The sequence below is a fragment of the Streptomyces sp. NPDC057950 genome (assembly GCF_042887295.1).
GTDB classification, from domain to species: domain Bacteria; phylum Actinomycetota; class Actinomycetes; order Streptomycetales; family Streptomycetaceae; genus Streptomyces; species Streptomyces kaempferi.
In genome coordinates this window covers 24,184-31,601 of record NZ_JBHVPP010000042.1, presented here as the reverse complement: position 1 = coordinate 31,601, position 7,418 = coordinate 24,184, and the positions used below count along the sequence as shown (strand labels likewise).

Below are 7,418 nucleotides of genomic sequence, written 5' to 3'. Positions count from 1 at the left end.
CGCCGGACGCGCTGACTACCCAGCGCGTCCGGCGTTCGAGGACGAGCCCTACGGGCCGATACGGGGGTCTGGGGGCAGAGCCCCCGGGTAGGGGATGGGCCGGGTGGGGGCGGCGGGGGGCGAAAACCCCCGGGGTCGGCGAGCTCGGCTGCCCGTGAGTGTCAGGCCGGCGCCCGCTCGCCGTGCGGCACCCCGGTCGCATCCTCCCGCACCCGCACCCGCCGAAGCGTCGCCGAGGCGAGTACCGCCGCGCCCAGCAACAGCACCGCACCCGCGACCGCCGCCGCGTGCATCCCGTCGGTGAAGGCATCGCGGGCCGCGCGGACCAGGGTCCCGCCCGTGTCGCCGGGGAGTTCGCGGGCCACCGCCAGCGCGCCGCCCAGGGTCTCGCGGGCCGCGTCCGGGGCGTCGGACGGAATTCCGTGGCGGTAGACCGCCGTGCCGATCGAGCCCAGGACGGCCATGCCCAGCGCACCCCCGAACTCCGCGCCGGTCTCCAGCAGGGAGGAGGCGACGCCCGCGTCGGCGACGGGGACCGTGCTCAGCGCCAGGTCCATCATCTGGGACATGACGACGACGATGCCGGCGGCGAGGACACCGGCTCCGGCGAGTGCCCACCACAGCGAGTCCGTGCCGGTGAGCGCCAGCAGCCCGTAGCCGCACGCGCCGAGGACGAACCCGCCGGAGACGACATGGGCGCGGTGCACGCCCTTCTGCACCAACTGCGCGGCCACCGGCGCGGCGACGCCGACCAGGACCGTCGGGAGCAGCGCCCACAGGGCGGCGTCCATGGAGCTCTTGCCCAGCACCGACTGCAGGTACTGGGTGGTGAAGTACGCCGAACCCATCATCCCGAAGGAGGAGACGAGGTTGAGGACGACGGCGGGCGCGAAGCCGCGGCCGCGGAACAACTCGGGTGAGATCAAAGGGGATCGGGCGGTGCGCTGACGCCGGACGAAGAGGGCGGTGAAGAGGAGGCCGACGAGGATCGAGAGGAGGTACTCGAACTTCCAGCCCTCGGAGGGGATTTCCTTGACGCCGTAGATGACGGGCAGCACGGCCGCCATCGACAGCGGAACGCTCGGCAGGTCGAAGCGGCCCGGCCGCGGGTTCCTGGACTCGGGGAGCAGGACCGGTCCGAGGGCCAGCAGCAGTGCCATGGCGGGCAGGTTGACCAGGAAGACGGAGCCCCACCAGAAGTACTGGACCAGGACTCCGCTCATCACCGAGCCGAGCGCGATGCCACCGGTCATGACGCCGGACCACAGACCGATGGCCTTCGCACGCTGGCCGGGGTCCGTGAACATCGTGCGGATGATCGCCATCGTCGACGGCATCAGGGTCGCGCCGCCGACGCCGAGGAGCGCGCGGGCCGCGATCAGGGTCTGCGGGCTGTCCGCGTAGGCGGCGAGGGCGGACGCCGCACCGAACGCGGCGGCGCCGAACAGCAGGAGCCGGCGGCGGCCGATGCGGTCGCCGAGCGATCCCATCGTCATCAGCAGGCCGGCGAGCACGAACGCGTAGATGTCGAAGATCCACAGCTGCTGGGTGCCGCTCGGCTCGAGGTCCGCACTGATCGCGGGGATCGCGAAGTAGAGGACCGACACGTCCATGGAGACGAGGAGCAGCGGAAGCATCAGGACACCGAGGGCGGTCCATTCGCGGCGGCCGGCGCGTGCGCCGGGTGCGGGAGTCGTGCGCGTCGGGTTCGTCATGGCAGGGACTGTACGCACGTATTAAACAACTGTCTAGAACGAGTGTGTAATACGTTTGTGTGTGACGCACGTATGAGACGTTTGTATGGATCGAGGGTAGGGTGACGCGCATGGGACACCGTGAGGATCTGCTCGAAGGCGCCAAGCGCTGCCTGCTGGAGAAGGGGTTCGTGCGCACGACCGCGCGCGACATCGTCAAGGAGTCGGGGACGAACCTGGCGTCCATCGGCTACCACTACGGGTCGAAGGACGCGTTGCTCACCCAGGCGTTCGTGGAGCTCGTGCAGGAGTGGGGCGAGAAGTCCGGCCGTCGTCCGGAGCAGGAGGACGCGCCCGGGGGTTCCGTGGAGCGCTTCCACAGCGTGTGGGCGCGGATGCTGGATTCCTTCGAGGAGTACCGGCCCGTGTGGGCGGCCAGCATGGAGGTCGTGACCCAGGGGGAGCGGGTGCCGGAACTGCGCGGCCTGATGGCGCAGGCGCAGACGGAGGGGCGGGCCGGGCTCACCGCGATGCTGCTGGGCCTGGACGAGGAGACCCTCGACGAACGGACCGTGAAGTCCGTCGGAGGCTTCTACCAGGCGCTCCTCAACGGGCTGATGGTGCAGTGGCTCTTCGACCCGGCGAGCGCGTCGACCGCGGACGACCTGACGGAGGGGCTGCGCCGTGTGATCGAGGCGGCGGGGACCGCGCGACGCGACGACGCAGTGTCTCCGTGACCGTCCCCGGCGGCCCGCTCGCCCGTCCGGACGGCTTGGGCCGGACGCGGGAGCGAGTGCTCCGCGCTCCTCACAGCCGTGCCGCCTTGAGCGCCATGTGCAGCAGCAGACGGTCCTCGCCGTCGTCCAGGTCGAGGCCCGTCAACTGCTCGACGCGGGAGAGGCGGTAGTAGAGCGTCTGCCGGTGGATGCCCAGCTCGGCCGCGGTGCGTCCGGCCTGGCCCGCACGGTCGAGGAACACCTCCGCGGTGCGGGCGAGTTCGTGGTGCGCGGGGGAGAGCAGGGTGCGGACGGCGGGGTCCTCGGCAGCCTCCGGAGGGAGCGCGGTGAGGAGGCGGTACGGGCCGATCGACGACCACTCGGCGACCGGGCCGAGGCGGGGCTCGGCGAGCACCGCGCGGGCGGCGGCGGACGCCTCCTGCCAGCCGGCGCCCAGCTCCGCGAGCCCCACCCGCGCCCCGGCGATCCCGGCGGCCGCCCGCGCTCCCGCGGCTCCGGTGCCTCCCGCGCGCTCCCCCTCCGCGTCCCGTACGAACCGGACGGCCGCCGTCAGAGCCGGGGTAAGCACCTCGGGCGAGCGGAGCCGGACCAGCAGCGCCAGGCTCCAGCCGGGCTCCGTCCCCTCGGCGACGGCCGCGGAGGCACCCCCGCTCCACGGCACCGTGCACAGGGCGGTCGCACCCGGCACCGTACGGGCCGACGGCGCGTCGTCCGGATCGGCCGAGGGCCAGGGCGCGACGCACACCAGCGTGTGCAGGCCCGCACCGCGCGGGCCGAGAGCCGTGCGCAGTTCGGCCACGGCCATGTCCCGCTGCCAGCCCCGTTCGGCGGTGAGCACGGCCCGCAGTTCGCGGGTCAGGTCCGCGCCCGCCTGCGCCTCGTCCGCGAGCAGCGCGCCGATACGGGAGGCGACGCCCATGGCGGCGTCCAGACGCTCCTGCGCCGGCCCGGGGTCGTCGTCCAGGAGCCACACGTACCCCAGCACGACACCCCGATGGCGTACGGGCAGACAGACGCGTCCCCGGTAGACCCCCGCCTCCGGGGTCGGCGGAATACGGACCGGGCCGGTGGCGCGGGCGATGCCGAAGCCCTCGAACCAGGCGCGGACCGCCGGAGTGGAGCGGCGGGTGAGGATCGAGCGGGTACGGACGGGGTCGAGGGCGGCCGCGTCGAAATCGTCGTCGCCGTCACTCCCGTACGCGGCGAAGGCGATCAGCTCGAAATCCCGGTTCTCCAGGGTCGCGGGGGCGTCGAGCAGCGCCGAGATCTCGTCGACGAGCTCCTGGTACTCACCGCCGCCGGCCGTCCTGCCCGCCTTGAAATCACCCGTCACACAGGCATTCTCCCCCATCACCCGAGACCCTTCATACAGATGTCTGAGATCCAGGGCACGGATGCGTGACAGCTGTCGATGGCCGAGGATCGGGGGGATCCCTAGGTTTCACGGTGGTTCCCCGTGCCGTCCCCGCCTGTTGCGCGGGGGTTCGCGGCCGTCCGTACTTTCCGTGGAGGTGCCCGTGCTGGGTCCCGTGATTCTCGCCGCGTCGCGCAGCGACCGCATGCGCCGTTTCGTGTCGGCGGCCCCCGGCACCAAGCAGGTGGTCGCCCGCTTCATCGCCGGTGAGAGCGTCGACCAGGTCGTCCCGGTCGTGCGGGACGCCGTCGCCAAGGGGCTCTCGGTCACCCTGGACGTCGTCGGCGAGGACATCACCACGCGCGACCAGGCCTTCGCCGCCCGCGACGCCTACCTGGAGCTCATCGAGCACCTCGAGGCACTGGACCTCGGCACCCGGGCCGAGATGTCGGTCAAGCTCTCGATGTTCGGCCAGGCGCTGGACGGCGGCCACGAGCTGGCTCTCGCCAACGTCCGTCCGGTCGTCGAGGCCGCGGCCGCGATCGGCACCACGGTCACGCTGGACGCCGAGGACCACACCACCCTCGACTCGATGTTCGCCATCCACGAGGAGCTGCGGAAGGACTTCCCCGCGACCGGCTGCGTCATCCAGGCATACCTGTTCCGCACCGAGGCCGACGCCCGCCGCCTCGCCGCGAACGGCAGCCGCGTACGCCTCGTGAAGGGCGCCTACAAGGAGCCCGCCGAGGTCGCCTACCAGGACAAGGCCGAGACCGACAAGGCGTACGTCCGCATCCTGCGCATCCTGATGGAGGGCGAGGGCTACCCGATGATCGGGTCCCACGACCCGCGCCTGATCTCCATCGCCCAGGAGCTGGCCCGCAAGGCCGGCCGCAAGCTCGACGAGTACGAGTTCCAGATGCTCTACGGCATCCGCGGCGAGGAGCACCTGCGGCTCGCCGCCGAGGGCCACCGCATGCGGGTCTACACCGCGTACGGCACCGACTGGTACGGCTACTTCATGCGCCGCCTCGCGGAGAAGCCCGCCAACCTGCTCTTCTTCGCCCGCTCCATCCTCACCAAGGGCTGAGTCCGAACCACCGCTCACTAAGGAGTTACGGAACCCATGGACGCTGTGACCCAGGTCCCCACCCCCGTCAACGAGCCGGTGCACGGCTACGCCCCCGGCTCGCCGGAGCGCGCCCGTCTGGAGGCCAAGCTCAAGGAGCTGGCCGAGAACCCGATCGAACTGTCGATGACCATCGGCGGCGAGAAGCGGCTCGGTGGCGGTGAGCGCTTCGAGGTCGTGCAGCCGCACAACCACAAGGCCGTCATCGGCACCGGCGCGCACGCCACGCGGGCCGACGCCCAGGACGCCATCGACGCGGCCCTCGCGGCCGCGCCCGCCTGGCGCGCGATGTCCTTCGACGACCGCGCCGCGATCATCCTGCGTGCGGCCGAGCTGCTCGCCGGCCCCTGGCGCGAGACCCTCGCGGCCTCCACGATGCTCGGCCAGTCGAAGACGGCCCAGCAGGCCGAGATCGACTGCCCCTGCGAACTGGTCGACTTCTGGCGCTTCAACGTCGCCTACGCCCGGCAGATCCTCGCCGAGCAGCCCCCGGCCAACTCGCCGGGCGTGTGGAACCGCCTCGACCACCGCCCGCTCGAAGGTTTCGTCTACGCGATCACGCCCTTCAACTTCACGGCGATCGCGGGCAACCTGCCGACGGCCCCCGCGCTGATGGGCAACGTCGTCGTCTGGAAGCCGTCCCCGACCCAGACCCACGCCGCCGTGCTGCTGATGCGGCTCCTGGAGGAGGCCGGTCTGCCCAAGGGCGTCATCAACCTCGTCACCGGTGACGGCATCGAGGTCTCCGAGGTGGCGCTTGAGCACCGCGATCTCGCGGGCATCCACTTCACCGGATCGACCAAGACCTTCCAGTACCTGTGGAAGACGGTCGGCGGCAACATCGAGAAGTACCGCTCGTACCCGCGCCTGGTGGGCGAGACCGGCGGCAAGGACTTCGTGGTCGCCCACCCGTCGGCCGACCGCGCGATCCTCAAGACGGCCCTGACCCGCGGTGCCTTCGAGTACCAGGGCCAGAAGTGCTCCGCGACCTCCCGCGCCTACATCCCGGCGTCGATCTGGAACTCCGGGTTCAAGGAGGAGTTCGCGGCCGAGATCGACGGCCTGACCATGGGTGACGTCACCGACCTGTCGAACTTCATCGGCGCGGTCATCGACGAGCGGTCGTTCGCCAAGAACAAGGCGGCGATCGACCGGGCGAAGTCCGACCCGGCCTGCACGGTCGTCGCGGGCGGCTCGTACGACGACTCCGTCGGCTACTTCGTGCGTCCCACGGTCGTCGAGTGCTCGGACCCGGAGAACGAGGTCTTCAAGACGGAGTACTTCGGCCCGTTCCTCGCCGTGCACGTCTACGAGGACGACGCGTACGACGCGATGCTGACCCAGATGGAGTCGGCCTCCGACTACGCGCTGACCGGCTCGGTCGTCTCGGGCGACCGCGCGGCCGCCGCGTACACGATGGAGAAGCTCCGCTACGCCGCGGGCAACTTCTACATCAACGACAAGTCGACCGGCGCCGTCGTCGGCCAGCAGCCCTTCGGCGGCGGCCGTGCCTCCGGCACGAACGACAAGGCGGGCGCCCCGCAGAACCTGATGCGCTGGACGCTGACCCGCGCCATCAAGGAGACGCTGGTCCCGCCGACCGACTACACGTACCCCCACATGGGCTGACGCCCACGGGCAAGTCGACGCGGGCCGGGCGGTCGCCGATCAGGGCGGCCGCCCGGCCCGCGCGCGTCTTCGTGGCCGGCGCCGTACCGGCGGCCCCGCGGCGCCCGCACCGGCCGGCGGCCCGGTGCGCGAGGCGATCGACGGCCACGGGGGGCGCCGGGATACTGGGCGGATGGCCACCCGACTGCGGACCGCCCACACCGCGGACCTCGCGCCCGCCGAACTCCACGCGGTCCGCGCCTTCCTGGACGACGCCTTCGGCGGGGACTTCGGTGACGAGGACTGGGACCACGGCCTCGGCGGCATCCACGCCCTCGTGCACGACGACAAGGGCCTCGCGGGCCACGGCTCCGTGATCCAGCGCCGGGTGCTGCACCGCGGCCGCTCGCTGCGGGTCGGCTACGTGGAGGCCGTGGGTGTCCGGGCCGACGTGCGCAGACGGGGGCTGGGCGGCCGGGTCATGGCAGCCCTGGAACGGGTGATCGAGGGCTCGTACACATTGGGCGCGCTCTCCGCGAGCGAGGAGGGCGGCCCGCTGTACGCCGCCCGTGGCTGGCAGCGCTGGCCGGGCCGGATCTGCGCCCTGGGGCCGGGAGGTGTGGTGCGCCTGCCGGAGGAGGAGGGCAGCACCTTCGTACGGCCCGTCGTCACCGCGGTCACCCCGGGCAGGCCCCTGCACGGCGCCCTCGACCCCGCCCACGAGCTGGTCTTCGACTGGCGGGAGGGGGACGTGCTGTGACCGCCGCCCCGCCGCCCCACCCCGTCACGAGGCCCGGTCCGTCCGGACCGTCGGTGCTGGTCAGGCTCGGGTGACCCGCCCCGCCGTCTCAGATAGTAGGAAGTCCGAGTAATTGTGGAGACAGATGCTCCGTCCT

The 7,418-nt window shown here is 71.9% G+C and carries 6 protein-coding genes; 4 read left to right on the top strand and 2 right to left on the bottom strand.

The window, feature by feature from the left end:
- Positions 1 to 161 precede the first annotated feature (161 nt).
- Positions 162 to 1,715 carry an MFS transporter gene (locus ACFVTC_RS41615; protein WP_390134884.1) on the bottom strand — a complete coding sequence of 518 codons (1,554 nt, stop codon included), beginning with the start codon at positions 1,713 to 1,715 and terminating at the stop codon, positions 162 to 164.
- A 110-nt stretch (positions 1,716 to 1,825) separates the two neighbouring features.
- On the opposite strand from ACFVTC_RS41615, the gene ACFVTC_RS41610 reads away from it, so the two are divergent.
- Positions 1,826 to 2,431, top strand: a complete 606-nt coding sequence (locus ACFVTC_RS41610) for a TetR/AcrR family transcriptional regulator (protein ID WP_390134882.1) — start codon at positions 1,826 to 1,828, stop codon at positions 2,429 to 2,431.
- Positions 2,432 to 2,501: 70 nt separating this feature from the next.
- On the opposite strand, the gene ACFVTC_RS41605 is transcribed toward ACFVTC_RS41610, so the two are convergent.
- The gene (locus tag ACFVTC_RS41605; RefSeq protein WP_390134880.1) at positions 2,502 to 3,782 is read right to left on the bottom strand and encodes a PucR family transcriptional regulator; all 1,281 of its coding nucleotides are present in this window, start codon (positions 3,780 to 3,782) and stop codon (positions 2,502 to 2,504) included.
- A 166-nt stretch (positions 3,783 to 3,948) separates the two neighbouring features.
- Between ACFVTC_RS41605 and ACFVTC_RS41600 the strand changes: the two genes are divergently transcribed.
- The 3 genes from ACFVTC_RS41600 (at position 3,949) to ACFVTC_RS41590 (ending at position 7,282) form a co-directional block, all read left to right on the top strand.
- A complete protein-coding gene (locus tag ACFVTC_RS41600) occupies positions 3,949 to 4,875 on the top strand; it encodes a proline dehydrogenase family protein (RefSeq protein ID WP_390134878.1) in 927 nt (308 codons plus the stop codon).
- A gap of 36 nt (positions 4,876 to 4,911) precedes the next feature.
- Positions 4,912 to 6,543 (top strand): L-glutamate gamma-semialdehyde dehydrogenase, encoded by a 1,632-nt coding sequence (pruA, locus tag ACFVTC_RS41595; RefSeq protein ID WP_390134876.1) that lies wholly within the window; start codon positions 4,912 to 4,914, stop codon positions 6,541 to 6,543.
- A 172-nt stretch (positions 6,544 to 6,715) separates the two neighbouring features.
- On the top strand, positions 6,716 to 7,282 hold the full coding sequence (locus ACFVTC_RS41590; protein ID WP_168530372.1) for a GNAT family N-acetyltransferase: 567 nt from the start codon (positions 6,716 to 6,718) through the stop codon (positions 7,280 to 7,282).
- The last annotated feature ends 136 nt before the right edge of the window (positions 7,283 to 7,418 follow it).